The sequence below is a fragment of the Ruegeria sp. AA6 genome (genome assembly GCF_056542865.1).
Genome location: NZ_JBQGAN010000035.1, coordinates 1 through 14,409, shown reverse-complemented (window position 1 = coordinate 14,409; position 14,409 = coordinate 1). Strand labels below are relative to the sequence as shown.

At 60.6% G+C, this 14,409-nt stretch carries 11 protein-coding genes; 2 read left to right on the top strand and 9 right to left on the bottom strand.

Annotated features, from left to right (window positions below; translation table 11 throughout):
• Positions 1-6: 6 nt before the first annotated feature.
• The 5 genes from ACR0LN_RS22050 to ACR0LN_RS22030 are packed head-to-tail and all read right to left on the bottom strand — an operon-like array spanning position 7 to position 6,268.
• Positions 7-1,659, bottom strand: a complete 1,653-nt coding sequence (locus tag ACR0LN_RS22050) for a class I adenylate-forming enzyme family protein (protein ID WP_480432760.1) — start codon at positions 1,657-1,659, stop codon at positions 7-9.
• Entirely contained in the window at positions 1,604-2,395 is a 792-nt protein-coding gene (locus ACR0LN_RS22045; protein ID WP_170709417.1) for a crotonase/enoyl-CoA hydratase family protein, read from the bottom strand. Before ACR0LN_RS22045 ends, ACR0LN_RS22050 begins: the two co-directional genes overlap by 56 nt.
• The gene (locus ACR0LN_RS22040; RefSeq protein WP_170649838.1) at positions 2,392-4,005 is read right to left on the bottom strand and encodes an AMP-binding protein; all 1,614 of its coding nucleotides are present in this window, start codon (positions 4,003-4,005) and stop codon (positions 2,392-2,394) included. Before ACR0LN_RS22040 ends, ACR0LN_RS22045 begins: the two co-directional genes overlap by 4 nt.
• The gene (locus ACR0LN_RS22035; protein WP_480432757.1) at positions 3,993-5,051 is read right to left on the bottom strand and encodes a GlxA family transcriptional regulator; all 1,059 of its coding nucleotides are present in this window, start codon (positions 5,049-5,051) and stop codon (positions 3,993-3,995) included. Before ACR0LN_RS22035 ends, ACR0LN_RS22040 begins: the two co-directional genes overlap by 13 nt.
• A 5-nt stretch (positions 5,052-5,056) precedes the next feature.
• Positions 5,057-6,268: an aminomethyl transferase family protein gene (locus ACR0LN_RS22030; protein WP_170649840.1), complete on the bottom strand. Its 1,212-nt coding sequence runs from the start codon at positions 6,266-6,268 to the stop codon at positions 5,057-5,059.
• Positions 6,269-6,420: 152 nt separating this feature from the next.
• Here ACR0LN_RS22030 and ACR0LN_RS22025 point away from each other — a divergent pair, with 152 nt between their 5' ends.
• Positions 6,421-7,290: a LysR substrate-binding domain-containing protein gene (locus ACR0LN_RS22025; protein WP_170415523.1), complete on the top strand. Its 870-nt coding sequence runs from the start codon at positions 6,421-6,423 to the stop codon at positions 7,288-7,290.
• A 4-nt stretch (positions 7,291-7,294) separates the two neighbouring features.
• On the opposite strand, the gene ACR0LN_RS22020 is transcribed toward ACR0LN_RS22025, so the two are convergent.
• From ACR0LN_RS22020 to ACR0LN_RS22010, 3 genes are read right to left on the bottom strand one after another with little or no spacing between them, the layout of a single operon-like run.
• Positions 7,295-9,400, bottom strand: a complete 2,106-nt coding sequence (locus ACR0LN_RS22020) for an acetate--CoA ligase family protein (protein ID WP_170709422.1) — start codon at positions 9,398-9,400, stop codon at positions 7,295-7,297.
• Positions 9,397-10,539, bottom strand: a complete 1,143-nt coding sequence (locus tag ACR0LN_RS22015) for an aminomethyl transferase family protein (RefSeq protein WP_170649843.1) — start codon at positions 10,537-10,539, stop codon at positions 9,397-9,399. Before ACR0LN_RS22015 ends, ACR0LN_RS22020 begins: the two co-directional genes overlap by 4 nt.
• A 33-nt stretch (positions 10,540-10,572) precedes the next feature.
• On the bottom strand, positions 10,573-12,222 hold the full coding sequence (locus ACR0LN_RS22010; RefSeq protein WP_170415529.1) for an acyl-CoA dehydrogenase family protein: 1,650 nt from the start codon (positions 12,220-12,222) through the stop codon (positions 10,573-10,575).
• Between the two features lie 93 nt (positions 12,223-12,315).
• Here ACR0LN_RS22010 and ACR0LN_RS22005 point away from each other — a divergent pair, with 93 nt between their 5' ends.
• Entirely contained in the window at positions 12,316-13,185 is an 870-nt protein-coding gene (locus tag ACR0LN_RS22005; RefSeq protein ID WP_170415531.1) for a LysR family transcriptional regulator, read from the top strand.
• Positions 13,186-13,302: 117 nt separating this feature from the next.
• On the opposite strand, the gene ACR0LN_RS22000 is transcribed toward ACR0LN_RS22005, so the two are convergent.
• The coding region (locus ACR0LN_RS22000; protein WP_480432754.1) for an aminomethyl transferase family protein at positions 13,303-14,409 on the bottom strand (1,107 nt) is incomplete at its 5' end.

The window sequence follows — 14,409 nt, the reverse complement described above, 5'->3', positions numbered from 1 at the left end:
TGTCAGTCAGAGTTCAACATATTCCTCGGCGATGAAACGATCGCGGAGAACGAATTTCTGGATTTTGCCCGAGCCGGTCAGGGGGAAGTCCTCGACCTGCACCCAAACATTCGGGGTTTTCTGCGGGGAAATGTTTGCGCGGCAATGAGCATGCAGCGCGCCTTTTTCGAGTGGTCCTGTGCCGCGGATGAACGCGCCGATGACCTCGCCCCATTTCGGGTCCGGCAAGCCGACCACGGCGACCTCGGCCACATCAGCGTGTTCCAACAGGCAGTTCTCGATCTCGGCCGGGAAATGGTTCTCGCCGCCGCGGATGATCATTTCCTTGACCCGTCCCGTCACGGTGACGTAGCCGCGCGCATCCATCCGGCCCAGATCGCCGGTGTGCAGCCAACCCAACGCGTCGACAGTCTCGGACGTGGCCTTGGGGTTGTCGTTGTATTCCAACATGACACATGGGCCGCGGGCACAGATTTCCCCGACCTGGCCGACGGAGACTGCGCTATTGGTATCGATGCTACGGATCGAAACCTCGGTCTGCGCCACTGCCTGGCCAGCCGTGTTGCAGATGTCGTCGATACTGTCCGACAAGTGGTGTTGCGTGATCACCGGGCAGTGTTCAGTCTGGCCATAGAGCGTCGAAAATCCGGCCCCCATCAGGGTCTGCACCCGGCGCACCAGCTCCGGCGCCACCATCGAGCCGCCGCAGCTGACGAGCTTCAGGGCCGACAGGTCGCGCGGACGCGCCTCTTGTGCATCGAGCAAGGACACCACCATGGTCGGCACGCCAAGGATGATGTCCGCGCCGTTCGCTTCCGACTGATCCAGCACGATGTCCGGGTCAAAAAGGCTGACCAGCACCATCCGGCACCCCGCCTGCAGGCAGCCCAACGTGACCATGCCGCAACCCGAAGTGTGGAACATCGGCATGATGTTGACCCAAGTGGTTGCCTGGGTCGCCCCGCAGCGGGAAGCGTAGAAGCGCGCATTGTTGACCAGCCCGCGATGGCTCAGCACCGCCCCTTTGGGAAAGCCGGTCGTGCCGGATGTATACTGGATCATCGCCGCGTCGCCCGGGGTGACTTCGGGCAAAGCAGGCGGGCGGGCCCCTTCCGCGTAAAGCGCGGCGCTTTCCATGTCCGTGACTTCGCGCACCGACGTGATGCACGCCGCGACCTCAGCACCTATCCGGGCCATCGGATTGCCGCGAAACTCCTCGACAAGGAACAGGGCGACCGCGCCGGATTGCTCCAGCACATAGGCCAATTCCCGCGCCTGAAAGGCCGGGTTTGCAGTCACCAGAACCAGTCCGGACAACGCGCAAGCATATTCCATTAGGACCCATTCTGGGCTGTTGGGCGACCAGATCACCACCCGTTCGCCGGGCGCAAAACGGTTCGACAGTGCATGGGCTAACTGCTCGGCGTCGGCCAGCAGTTCGGCATAGGTCCAGCGCCGCCCTTCTGATCCGTCCTGTCGGATTTCGACCAAAGCCTCGGCATCCGGGCGCGCCGCAGCAACCTCGCGCAGCAATGCGCCGATGGTGATGTCGCGCGTCTCCATGTCGGACTGGGCCGGGACATGGGAGGTGGTGAGGCTTAGCTCATACATCGCTGAAATCGCCCCCGCGGCCTTTTCCGCTGGTGAAGCGGGTGGCACCTTCGACACCTTTGGTGACCTCAGTCTTGCTGCCACGCCATTCCTGCTGTAGCGCCTCGCGCATCGAGAGCCCGTGCTGGGCCCGCACGGACCGCCGATCTGCGCGCATACAGCTTTGGGGAAAGCGGGCGATGTCATGGGCCAGGGCTTCGGCTTTGGTTCGCGCGTCGCCTTCAGTCACGACGTATTCGCACATGCCAATTTGCAGAGCCTCTTCTGCATCCACACGGCGGCCGGTGAGGATCAGGTCCATCGCGCGACCTTCGCCGACCAGACGGGGCAAGCGCACTGTCCCACCGTCGATCAGTGGAATGCCCCAACGACGGCAATAGACCCCCATGAAGGCGGTCTCTTCCATCACCCGGATATCGCACCAAAGCGCCAGTTCCATGCCGCCAGCCACGGCAGGCCCTGCCACGGCAGCGATCACCGGTTTGCTGAGCTCCAACCGGCTGGGTCCCATGGCCGCCATCGGTGGCTCACCCTCATCGGGAAAGTCGAACGGATCAAGCGCCTCGGCCCCGGCAAGGGAGGCTGCATGCTTCAAATCCCACCCGGCGCAAAAGGCACCGCCTTCGCCCCAGAACACGGCAACGCTGGCGGTATCGTCCGCGTCAAACGACTGGAACGCCTCAAAGAGTGCCTGGGCGCTTTCGGGGTCCATGGCATTACGGGCCTCTTGGCGGGAATGGATGACTGTCCAGACGGGGCCGTCCTTTTCAATGCGAACACTCATTGCAGAACCTCTCCGTAGCTACCTGCGAGGAACTTCTCACGAATGGCGAATTTCTGCACTTTGCCGGAACCTGTCAGCGGGAAGTCCGGCACGCGCACCCAGACCGATGGCGTTTTCTGCGCGGACAGATGCGCCCGGCAGTGGGTGCGCAAATCGGCCACGTCGAGCGATTGGTCGGACAAGATGAATGCCGCGATCACCTCTCCCCATTTCTCGTCCGGCAGGCCAGCCACGGCGACTTGTGCCACATGCCTGTGGGTCACCAACACCGCTTCGATCTCGGCCGGGAAATGGTTTTCGCCGCCGCGTATGATCATGTCCTTCACACGGCCAGTCACCCGCACGAACCCCTGGGCATCCATCGTGCCCAGATCGCCGGTATGCAGCCAACCTTCGCTATCGATGGCGGCGGCAGTGGCCTCCGGGTTGTCGTTATAGCCGATCATCACGGCGTAGGACCGCGCGCAAATCTCGCCGACTTCACCTATTGAGAGCACCCGATTGTCTTCAGGTGAACGGATCGAAACCTCTGTCTGTGGCAGTGGTTGGCCTGCCGTCTCTACGATCTGTTCAAGCGTGGCCTCGACAGGGTTCAGGCAGATCATCGGGCTGTGCTCCGTCTGCCCAAAAGCGCTGAGCAGGTGACAGCCCAGACGGTCCCGCACCCGGCGGACTAGATCGGGTGGCACCGGCGCGCCGCCCGTCGTGATGACCTCAAGCGAGGACATGTCGCGCGGGGTCCGATCAAGCGCCTCCAGCAGGTTGAACAGCATGGTGGGAACGGCGAAACAGGTTGTGACGCCCTGTTCCTCGATCAATCGCGCAAAGACATCCGCGTCGAACCGCTTGTTCAACAGCATCTTGGCAGAGGCCTGAAGGCACCCCAAAGCCCCCGTCGCGCAGCCCGCCGTGTGAAAGAGCGGCATGAAGTTGGCCCAGACCGAGTGCGGCCCAACCTGCTTGCGCGCGCAGAACAGCCGCGCGTTGTTCACAAGGTTCTTGTGGCTGAGCACCGCGCCCTTGGGAAATCCTGTTGTTCCCGAGGTGTACTGGATCTGCGCGGCATCATCCGGCTGGACATCTGGCAGGATGGCGGACCGTTCTCCATGTGCATAGAGCGCATCTTCGTCTTCCAGATTGACGACCTCGCGCAAGCGCGTGTTACCTTTCGTCGCCTCGCGCGCAATCTCAGCCATCGGGTTGCCCCTAAACTCATCAACCATGAACAGAGCAACAGCACCGGATTGCTCCAGCACATATTTGAGTTCTGAGGCCTGAAAGGACGGGTTGGCCGTGACCAGGACCAACCCGGCCAGCCCGCAGGCATATTCCATGAAGATCCATTCGGGGATATTGGGTGCCCAGACGACGACCCTGTCACCAGCTTCGAACCGCGTGGCGAGGGCATTCGCAAGGCTCTCGGCCTGCGCCAGTATCTCCGCATAGGTCCATGACTGGCCGCAGTCACCGCTGTCTGCGACATCCACCATCGCCACGGCATCCGGGTGGCTGGCTGCCACCTCTCGTAGCAACCCGCCAACCGTGATGTCGCGGATTTCCGCATCATTCTGTACCGGAAAGTGCGAGGTGGTGAGGTTCAAATTGTACATTTTCTTGCTCCTTCTGAGCAGTCGCCATCTGGGAGAGGATCATCTATTCGCCGGATTCCCACATCCAGAAGCGGTGAAACTCCAAACTGCTTCCGGTAAAGGCGGGAGAAATGGGACTGGCTCTGAAAACCGCTCGCAATCGCAATTTCGATCAGAGGCAATTCTGTTTGTTGAAGCAATCGCCGTGCATGTTCCAGCCTCAGCTTCACATAGAATGCTTTAGGGCTGGTCGCCATATGAGCCTTGAAGATGCGCTCAAGCTGACGCATCGAGACGCCGGTTAAGACAGCTATCTCCTGCGCTGAAACAGGCTCTTCCAAGCGCGATTGCATTACCCTGATTGCCTTTGCCAGCTTGGAGTTGCGCTCTCGCATGTGCACGAACTCGGTGGCCCCTTGGTCCTCTTGTCCAGTCCTGAAGGAACTGCAAACAAGCCGGTCTGCGACCCAATTGGCTATTCTGCCGTCACTGGTCAATGCGATCAGTTGCAACATCATGTCGAGGGTCGACGCCCCACCGGCACAGGTTAGGCTTTTTTCGCCAATACAGAAGATGTTCTGCTTTAACTCCAAATCTGGGCAATGTTCGGCAATTGCCCCCCTATACGCCCAATGTGCAGAAACTGGCCCGTTCAAACGCACACCAGCCTTTGCCAATGTGAATACAGCGCTCCCAATTGCGCCTATGCGCGCACCTTTCCGGGACACACTTCGCAACCATGCCAGCACTGGCAAAGTAGATGCGCCTACATATTCTTTACCTCCCAGAACGATTACTGTGCTTTTTCGGCTCACCGGCATCATCGGGCCATCTACATTCATGGACAATCCGTTAGACGCCAACACAGCGTTTCCGTCTTCACTGAACAAAGACCACGAATATCTGGGCGTCTGGTCAAACTGGTTGGCTTCATTCAACACGTCCAGCGCAGCGCAAAGATCCAACGAGGAGAACGACCTCAATAGTAGAAATGCAAAGTGCGTGGAGACGGCCGAGGCCGCCTCTGGTTCGCAACTCCTAGTGCGTTCAGTTGAAACGCTGGGCATGAAGGTCATTCCGCCGCGACCCGTTTGGTCGGGATATCCACCAATTTGCCGCGCGGGATCAGACGGTCGGCGTCGTACATTGGCAGGGTGCAGAGCTCACCGCTTTGAGTGGACCCATCAGCACAGAGCACGTCTACCTTTGTGCCCGGACCCTGTGCGGGGTCGTCCATGCGCACGATGCAAACACCACAGCCTTGATACGGCGAATAGCCCGAGGAGCAGACGCGGCCGACCACCTTGCCATCAACGGTCATGACACGGCCAAGCTGTGCTACACCGCCGGGTACCCGCATGCCCCAGGTGCGACTGGATTTGCTAGCGGCCTCCAGCGCCTTGCGGCCAACAAAATCACGGTCGTCAAATTCGACAAAACCGCCAAGCCCTGCCTCGAACGGCGTCGTCTCCGCTCCGAAATCGGACCCGGCATTGAGCAACCCGGCCTCGATCCGCCGTGCGCGGAACACCGGCGTTCCGGTCAGCAGGATGCCGAACGCCGCGCCGACCTCCATGATCCGGTCGCCGATGGCCGGGATGTCGGTGTCGGGCAGCGTATAGACCTCCCATCCCAGCTCGTTGGTGAAACCCGAGCGGCTGATCCAGCAGGTCTGGCCCGCAATGGAGACCTCAGCACAATCGAAATAACGGAAAGGATCGGGCATTGGCCCGTCCAGCACAGCGGCCAGAAGTTCCAGCGAACGCGGCCCCTGGATCTGGCTGACCCAGACGTTGGGGTCGTGGATCTTCACGTCCAGCCCCTCGGCATGGGCCTTGTACCAGCTGAAGAGGTCGCCATCGGCTTGCGCCATCCAGAACCTGTCCTGCGACAGCCGCAGCAGCACGCCATCGGTGATCATGCCGCCATCGTGATAGCAGGCGAATTGATAGGAGCAGCGGCCCGGCTTCACCATGCTGACGCTCCGAGTAAACAACTTGTTCAGAAGCTTTTCCGCATCCGGCCCGCTGATCTCGATCGGCAACTCGCCGGTGTGACGAAAGATGACGTTGGTGCGCACGGCCCAATACATTTCGTCATCCGTGGCCGTGTCGAGTTTCTCTGGCGTCAGGCGCGAATTGTAGAGCGTGTATTCGGGATCAAAGGGCAGTTCCATGTAGCTCAGCGGATGGGCAGGCATGGTCCGGGCAAGCTCGCGCGGGCGCGCGCCCTTGTTCAGCAAAGCCTTGGCGACGAAACGATAGTGGGAGAGGTCGATTGTCATGTTGTTCACCGTTTAGAGTTGTTAGACGCCTGCGGGTGATCTTCGACAAGGACAGATGGGTGCCACGCATTAAGTTTATGGTATTCGACCACATGGGCTCCGAGCAAATCTAATGATTTGCACAAGTCGTTCGAAAAAATTAGACAATAATCATGCGCTTTCGTTGTTATGATACCCTCAAGATCTTTGATGCCGTTGCCCGCAATCTGTCGATGACCAAGGCGGCGGACGAGGTCCATCAGTCGAAAGGGTCGATCAGTTACCAAGTGGGCAAACTTGAAGCCGAGCTCGGCTTTCGCCTGTTCGAGCGCGCACACGCAAAACTGGAACTGACGGAGGAAGGGCGCAGATTGTGGCATGTGTCCCAAACGGCCCTGAGCCAGATCGATCGTGAAATCGAAGACCTGCGTGGCACAGCCTCGGGTGCCGTGACCGTTGGCGCACTGACCTACTTCTCGTCTCGCTGGCTTTCGCCAAGGCTCACTCGCTTCTTCGAGGCCAATCCCGGTATCAGCCTGCGGATCGAGCCGATTAACTCGGTGGAAATGTTGAGATCTGTCAGAGTGGACATGGCTATCCTCTGGGGAATTGGCGGCTGGGAGGGTCACAAAAGCGAACTTCTTCTGTCCCTGTCTGCCGTTCCAACCGCAAACCGCGCAGTCGCAGAGCAGGTTAGGCGGCTTGGTCTGGCCGAGGCGGTCAGGCAGCTTCCGCTCTTGGGTGACAGCTCCGGTGACGCGGGTTGGCGGGCCTGGCACAAAGCCGCAGGGCTGCCCTACGCGCCCAGCCGGTCCAGCCTGACCATCCCGGACTCAAACAGCCGCGTTCAGGCGGTCGTGGATGGCCAGGGGATCGCCCTTTGGGATGATCTGGTCGCGCCAGAGGTGGAAGCCGGAACACTGGTGCCGCTTTCCGACGCCAAGCTGGAGGGCGCGGGGTACCACGTTGTGTTTCCGGGCGAAGTGCTGTCACCCGGTGCGCGCTCGATGCTGGTTTGGCTCAAAGAACAGGCTGGAACCTGATCGATTACTCCCGTGCAAGCCGCAGCAACGCGTCTACCGCTGTCGCGCGCCCCTCGGTGTCAAGTATGATCGGATTCACGTCGAGCTCGACCAGACGGCTTCTGTGCTGTTCCGCAAATGCAGCGATTGCCTCTATCTGCGTCACAAGCACGGTTCGCTCGGTATCGGAAAGCCTTAGCTTGCCGCTGATCTTCAGGCCGGCAAGCGCGTCCTCGATTTGTGCCCGCCCCGCTGGAAGCAGCAATGTGGCATAGTCCTTCAGCTCTTCCACCGCCGTCCCGCCGCGACCAATGACCAAAGCATGCCCCAATCCCGGCTTGTAGCTGACGCCGACGATGAATTCTGCTCGGGGTTGCGCCACCATGCGCTCGATCAGAAAACGGTCGGTAGACAGGGCCGGATTGTAGGCCCTGACAGACGTTTTGATCGCTTCAATCGCCTCTTCCAGCGCGGGTTTGCTTCCCATGTTCAGATGCACTGCACCCGCGTGGTTCTTGTGGGCCAGATCGGCGCTGAGAAGCTTGACCGCGAGAGGAAACCCGAGTGTGTCGGCCTGAGCAATCACATGCCCAGCCGAACCCGTCGCGCCCTTAGGGATCGTCAGCCCGCAGCTTGCCAATGCTGCCTTGCCCTCTGCCTCGTCAAGTTGGATGACCGACTTGGGCTCAGGTGGGGGAGCAGACAGTTCCCGGTTTTTAGGGTCCGCCAAAACTGCACGGCGCAAGCTGTGGTATCTGCCTGCCGCTGCGATCGCCGCCAATGCGTCGTCCAGCCCCTGAAGACAGATCAGGCCTGCGTGGGTCAGTTGGAGGCGCAAATCCGGGGGCAGCCCGTCGGGGAGGACGCTGGCGACCAAGACCGGTTGGGCGATCCGCGCATTCAGGCGGGTCAGACCTTCGAGCGTTGGCCACCACACGTTCGCGACATCCTTCTGCCGGGGCCAGTCTATGAAATAGACCAAGAGGTCGACCTCATCGGTCATCAAATACCCAAGCCCGACATCCGAGGTCTCGGACCGCGCCATGCTGGCCCAGGGCAGGTTCCAGTCGAGCGGGTTCAGGAGCGACACCAGATCGGGCACATCATGGCGCAGAGCTTTCTGCGCTGCGTCGTCAGGCGCGGGAAACTCTAGCCCTGCGGCGCGGCCCTTTTCGCCGATCATCGCGGCATAGCCGCCGGAATTTGCCGCGGCAACCACTCGGTTACCTTTTGGCAGCCTGGGCGATCCGAGAAGCTTCAGCGTCTCGATCAGGCCCTTGGGCGACCCAGCCTCGACAATGCCGAGGCGGCGAAACAGCGCGCTCCACAGCTCGTTTGCAACTGCGAGCGTTCCCGAATGGCTGCGGGTCAGTTCGGAACTCTCCTGCGTACCGCCAGCCTTCAAAGCCACGAGCGGAACGCCCTTGTCGATCGCGCGCAAGGCGGCTCGGCTCAGCGCGGCGACATCGACGATCCCTTCCAGATAAAGGCCGATGGCGCGGACCCGCGGATCATCCAGCAGGGCTTCGATGAAATCGGCGACGTTCAGCACCGCCTGATTGCCCATGCTGATGGCGTAGCCCAGCGGCAAAGCCTCTTCGACATTGGTGATCGAATAGGCGACATAGCCCGACTGGCTGATCAGCGCGACGCCGTTACCATTGACTGGTTCGAACACGTTGTCGCCACCCCAGACAGCTGCGCGATCGAACATGTTCATCAGCCCAAGGCAATTCGGGCCGACAAGCGCGAGATCTCCGGCCGCCTCGATCAGCCGGGCCTGTAGCGCGGCCCCGGCCTCTCCCGTTTCAGCAAATTCGCCGACGATGGAAACAGCGCCACCAGCCCCCATAGCGTTGAGCTCGGCCACCACGTCAACGGTGCGTTCCCGCGATACGGCAATCAGGGCGGCATCCGGCGGTTCGGGCAGATCGGCAAGGCTTGGAACGCATGCGATGCCTGCCAGTTCCTCGTATTTCGGATGCACGACCCAGATGTCCCCGGCAAAGCCGGATTTACGGGTGGCGTTGATGCAGCCCTCGACCGCCTTGCCGCCGACAAAAGCGATGTGGCGCGGTTTCAGGAGGCGTTTCAGGTTTTCGCGGCGAGCGCTGGAGACGGTGTCTTTCATCCTTTGAACTCCATGACCTCAAGGCCTCGGGGGATGCGTTTGTCAGGGTCAAAGAATGGCAGTGCATGCAGGGCCAGCGGATGTTCAGTCCCGTCTCGGCCCGTCACGGTGAAGGTATTGGCCGCCATGGCCTCGGGCGTGTCGAAGAGGACATAGCCGATCCCCATGCCGAGGGTTGGCGACGGCTCGAATGCCTTCACACGGCCGACCACCTGGCCATCCGCCTGGACAGGCGATCCCCATTTGATGTCTCTCGCCTCGGTCATAAAGCCAGAGAACCGAGGATTCCGTTCGGCGCTTTGTAAGGCGTCCCGCCCGACGAAGTCATGATCGAAGTCGACAAACTCGCCTAGCCCCAGATCAAACGGCGTTGTGTCCCACCCCATGTCGGTGCCGTAATTCATGATCCCCGCCTCGATCCGCCGTGGGTTCATGGCGTAGGTCGACAGGATCTCCATCCCATGCGGCCGGCCTGCCGCCATCAGGTGAGACCAAAGCGCAATGCCATCGACATGCGGCTCCAAGTTGTAGACCTCGAAGCCAAGTTCGGCGGTCCAGCCCGTCCGGCTGATCAGGACCGGCTGACCGCCCATAGTGACCTGACGCGCATGGTAATATTTGAACCCGTCCGGGGCCCTGCCATCGACGCAGGCGTCCAGTATCTCTAGGCTGTTCGGCCCCTGGATCTGGATCGCCCAGGCTCCCGGATCGCGGATTTCGACGTCATGGCCGAATTTCAGGGCCTGAAGCCATGTGAACACGTCGCGGTCCGCATGGACATACCAGAACCAGTCTTCCGCCAGCCGGAACACAACACCATCACAGGCAATGCCGCCTCCATCGTGGCACATCAGGCCATAACGCCCCCGGTCAACGGCCATGGTGCTGACAGGCCGCGTGAACACATAGTCAAGGAACGCCGCTGCATCCGGCCCTCGAATTTCCAGCGGGACCTCCGGTACATCGAAAATGCCTGCCTTGGTGCGCAACACCCGGTACTCTTCGACGATGGGCCGATCAAAGGTTACGGGCGTCAGCCGCCCTTCGTGGTCGCCATAGGCGGTGGTGATCTCGCGCGTCGCCTTGAACCACGGCGAGCGCGCACAGCTAGAGATCATGGGCAATACCATTCCGGCCATATCCATGGCTCCTTTCGTTCTTGGGTGGGTGGATCAGCCGGGCAGTGCGCGGCTGATGATGGCGTCGAGGTCGAGCCCCTTGGGGAGGGTTCCGAACGCGCCGCGATATCTTGGGGCAAGGCGGCTGGCGCAAAAGGCATCGGCAACGGCGCTATCGCCGTGGCGGGTCAAAAGCGCCCCCTGCAGGGTCAGGGCCATCATCTCGGTCACCATGCGCATCCGGCCCTCCAGCCCCTCCGGGTCGGCCAGTTCATCGCGCAGCTCGTCGATTGCCCGGTCAAGATTGGGATGGTTTCCGCGCGCCTTCTCTAGTTCCGCCATCACGGCGGGGATCGCCTCGGCCTCGCGCCCCATGGCCCGTAGCACGTCGAGCCCCATCACGTTGCCCGACCCTTCCCAGATCGAGTTAAGCGGCGCTTCGCGATACAGCCGAGGCATGATGCTTTCCTCGACATAGCCTGGACCCCCGTGGCATTCGAGCGCCTCGACCACAAGGCTCGGGCATCGCTTGGTGTTCCAGTATTTCGCCACCGCTGTGCCAATGCGGGCCAGCGCCGCCTCGGCCGGGTCATCCATGCGGTCCATCGCCTGCGCCACCCGTAGCCCGAGCGCCAGCGCGGCCTCGACCTCAACAGCCATGTCGGCCAGAACATTTTGCATAAGCGGTTGCTGGATCAGGCGTTTCTGGAAGGCCGATCGATGCGAGGTGTGATGCAGCGCTTGCACCAGCGCCTGCCGCATGATCCCCGCCGAGGACATGGCGCAATAAAGCCGGTTGCCCGTCACCATCTCGATGATCGTGCGAATGCCACGGCCTTCCTCGCCCACCATCACGCCGTAAGTGTCCTGAAACTCCATCTCGGTCGAGGCGTTGGACTTGTTACCCAGTTTGTCTTTCATCCGCTGGATAAACAGGTTGTTGCGGGTTCCGTCGGGCCGCCAGCGGGGCATGAGGAAGCAGGAAATGCCCATGCCTTCAGTATTGGCCAGTACGAGAAACGCGTCGCACATGGGGGCCGAGCAGAAGAATTTGTGCCCGGTCAGCAGGTAGCCGTCACCGTCAGGCCGGGCCACTGTCGAATTGGCGCGCACATCCGATCCGCCCTGCTTCTCGGTCATGAACATTCCGATCATTGCGCCGGTTTTTTCGTTCGCGGGGATGTCGCGCCGGTCATACTCGGTGGACAGGATGCGCGGCATCCATTCCTCTGCAACTGCGGGCGCCATGCGCAGGGACGGCACGACGGAATAGGCCATCGCCATCGGGCACATCACGCCGCCTTCGGGTTGGCTGAACATATAGGTCAGAACCGACTGGCCCAGATGACCGGCATTGCCCTCATGATGCCACGCGAAATTGTGGACCTGGTTGGAAATCGCCAGGTCCATCAGGTCGTGGTAGGCCGGGTGAAACGCGACTGCGTTGATGCGCATGCCGTAGCGGTCAAAGGCCTGCAGTTCGGGCCCATGACGATTGGCCTGATTGGCTTTCTGGAAGGTCTCGTCCAGCCCGGTCAGATGGCCGACATGCGTGAAATGCCCGGTATGACCCGCCCCGCCCATATGCGAAGCCCAGTGTCTCAGTGCGCGGTCATCTGCCCACAGGTTCTGATCGCCCATGTGGGGGGGCATGTTGATGACCTCATGGGTCGGCAAATGCGCTATCGGATCGCGTGGTGTCATGATGTCTCTCCCTGCAGTGAGACTAGATGCCCAAACCATCCTGCGGCAAACCCAATTTCTTGATCTCTGTGTTCAGCTCAATTAAACAGAACTATGCGATTTCGATCCTTTGACAGCCTCAACGTCTTCCGTACCGTTTCCGAGCTAATGAGCTTCACAGCGGCGGGCGAAGCCTTGAACATGTCCAAGGGCGCGGTGAGCTATCAGATCGCGAAGCTTGAGGACGAATTGGGCGTGCGCCTGTTCGAGCGCCGCCACACCCATATCCGCCTGACAGTGGAAGGCACGCGCCTGAAAGACGCAGCGACACGGCACCTGGGCCGCCTCGAGGCCGTGATATACGAAATCAGATCAACCGTTGAAGAACCGCTGTGCGTCGGCGCCCATAGCTGGTTCATCGCGCGGTGGCTCGGCCCTAGGTTGTCCGACTTCACCCGCGCCAACCCTGATATTTCGCTAAAGATCGAGCCGATCAATACCAAGGCCGATCTGCAAAACCCCGCCCTCGATCTATCGATCTTCTGGTGCGACCCGTCGGTCGAAAACATGGAAGTTGAGGTTCTGCTCAACTCCAACACCCGGCCGTTGGCTAGCCCGGACACTGCTGCCCGTGTCGAAGCACTTGGTCTTGAAAACGCTTTTCAGGAAATCCCGCTTTTGCCGGACGCATCCGGCATGGCCGCCTGGCGCGACTGGCATGATCTCGCGGGACTGACATTCGCGCCGAGAAAGAACGCACTTTCGCTGCCGGACGCCAACAGCCGCCTTCAGGCGGTCATCGCCGGAAATGGATTGGGGATGCAGGACGAGTTTGCGGAGCCAGAGATAGAAAGCGGTCGGCTTGTGTGGCTGTCAGACATTGCCATTTCCAACTTCGCCTACTGCATCGTTCTGCCAGCAAAGCCTACCGCGTCACCTGCAACGGAAGTGTTCAAGACTTGGATAATGGCGCAGGGGGTGTGACGGCAACCAAGTCGCAAACACAAATCCGTCATCAATTCCATGAGTGAAGGTCTGTCCCGCCAGGCCGACTGAAGTCGAACGGCCTTCGGGACAGCGCGGTTTTTCGTTGTGGCAGGGTCAACCCCGCCATGGTTCAGGGCCTTCGGGTATCGTTGTGTTTCTGCCTCGCACGATTGCACCCTCGGCATCATACATCGGCAGGCTGCACAACTGCGCTCTGTACGTGGCGCCGTCCGTGCCGATCACCCCCACTTCTGTACCCGGTCCCATATTCGGGTCATCCATCCGCACCAGCGCGACACCGCATTCCTGGTAAGGCGACCATGTCGAGGAACATACCGTGCCGACGGATTTGCCACCAACCGAGATAGTCCGCCCGCGTTCCGCGATTCCGCCGCACACCCGCATTCCGAAGGTTCGCGATCGTTTATCGGCCTTTTCCAAGGCTGCCTTGCCGTTGAAATCCGGCTTGTCCATCTGAACAAAATGTCCGAGACCGGCGTCAAAGGGTGTAGTTGTGCTGTCGAACTCCGCCTGGCTCATCAGCCCTGCTTCGATACGGCGCGCACGGAATACTGGCGTGCCGGTCAGGATCATCCCGTGCCTTTGACCCGCCTCCCAAATGCGGTTGCCGACCTTCTCGGCATCGTTTTCCGGCCGTAGGTAGAATTCCCACCCAAGCTCATTGGAAAATCCGGTGCGGGTGATGATGACCTCTTCCCCTGCAATCGACACGGTCGCGATGTCGAAATAGCGCCATGGATCGGGGAAATGACCGTCAATGGCGTCACGCAGCACGTCCATCGATCGGGGGCCTTGTACCTGTGAGACCCAGACACTCGGATCCGAAATCGTCACGTCGAACTCATGCGCGTGGGCCATGTACCAAGTGTAAAGCTCGCCATCGGCCTGAGCCATCCAGAATCTGTCTTCCGCAAGGCGCAGCATGACACCGTCAGTGATCATGCCACCATGATGGTAGAGGGCGAAATTGTAAGAACATCGGCCGACCTTTACCCGGCTCACGTCACGTGCAAACACCCGGTTCGCGAATATCTCGGCATCCGGCCCCGAGATTTCCACAGGGAATTCCCCGGTATTGCGCAGAATGACCTTCTGTCGGACAGCCCAATACGGTGTTGTCACGTTAACTTCCGACCCACCAAGGAATGCTGATGCCCGGACTTCAAGCAGCTCGAGTGGCGGCATTCCAGGCGTCAAATG

What these genes read in the sequence shown, in the direction of transcription:
- ACR0LN_RS22010 (WP_170415529.1), bottom strand. Translation starts at nt 12,222, where the DNA reads ATGACACCACGCGATCCGATAGCGCATTTGCCGACCCATGAGGTCATC.
- ACR0LN_RS22030 (WP_170649840.1), bottom strand. Translation starts at nt 6,268, where the DNA reads ATGACAATCGACCTCTCCCACTATCGTTTCGTCGCCAAGGCTTTGCTG.
- ACR0LN_RS22035 (WP_480432757.1), bottom strand. Translation starts at nt 5,051, where the DNA reads ATGCCCAGCGTTTCAACTGAACGCACTAGGAGTTGCGAACCAGAGGCG.
- ACR0LN_RS22005 (WP_170415531.1), top strand. Translation starts at nt 12,316, where the DNA reads ATGCGATTTCGATCCTTTGACAGCCTCAACGTCTTCCGTACCGTTTCC.
- ACR0LN_RS22045 (WP_170709417.1), bottom strand. Translation starts at nt 2,395, where the DNA reads ATGAGTGTTCGCATTGAAAAGGACGGCCCCGTCTGGACAGTCATCCAT.
- ACR0LN_RS22025 (WP_170415523.1), top strand. Translation starts at nt 6,421, where the DNA reads ATGCGCTTTCGTTGTTATGATACCCTCAAGATCTTTGATGCCGTTGCC.
- ACR0LN_RS22040 (WP_170649838.1), bottom strand. Translation starts at nt 4,005, where the DNA reads ATGTACAATTTGAACCTCACCACCTCGCACTTTCCGGTACAGAATGAT.
- ACR0LN_RS22015 (WP_170649843.1), bottom strand. Translation starts at nt 10,539, where the DNA reads ATGGCCGGAATGGTATTGCCCATGATCTCTAGCTGTGCGCGCTCGCCG.
- ACR0LN_RS22020 (WP_170709422.1), bottom strand. Translation starts at nt 9,400, where the DNA reads ATGAAAGACACCGTCTCCAGCGCTCGCCGCGAAAACCTGAAACGCCTC.